Source organism: Neisseria sp. P0020.S005 (assembly GCF_051957055.1).
In the GTDB taxonomy this organism is placed as follows: domain Bacteria; phylum Pseudomonadota; class Gammaproteobacteria; order Burkholderiales; family Neisseriaceae; genus Neisseria; species Neisseria subflava_A.
Window position 1 is genome coordinate 1 of the sequence record NZ_JBQCWV010000044.1, and the last position, 505, is coordinate 505.

Annotated in this window: 1 protein-coding gene; it reads left to right on the forward strand. The window is 49.5% G+C overall.

Going from position 1 to position 505, the window contains the following annotated elements; translation table 11 throughout:
• The coding region (locus ACTHTU_RS11220) for a hypothetical protein (RefSeq protein ID WP_440362592.1) at window positions 1-418 on the forward strand (418 nt) is incomplete at its 5' end.
• Window positions 419-505: the final 87 nt, after the last annotated feature.

Sequence of the window (505 nt, forward strand, 5' to 3'; positions counted from 1 at the left end):
GAACAACACCCAACACCCACCAACACACACCAAAAAAACACCCAACACCACAACCAACCCAACCCAACACCACACCCCCACACCACAACACCCCCACCCAACCACCCAAACCACCAACCAAACAAAACAACACCACAACCAAAACCCCCAAACACACACCAACAACAACCACCACACAACCACCCAACCACACCACCACCACAACCCCAACAAAAAAAACCAACCACAAAACAACACCAACAAACCCCCCAACCACCCACACCACACACACACAACCCCCACACCAACAACAAACACCCACAACAAAAAACAACAACAAATAAACCACAAAAACCACCTAAAAACCCACCCACCACCCCACCAACAAACGCCCTACCAAAAGCAACAAACCACAACCCAACACACCCCAATACCCTGACGCAACAAACCAACACAACAACAACAAACATACACACACAACCTCCAAAACACGAACCCAACAGCACCGTTGCCACCCTACCGAACA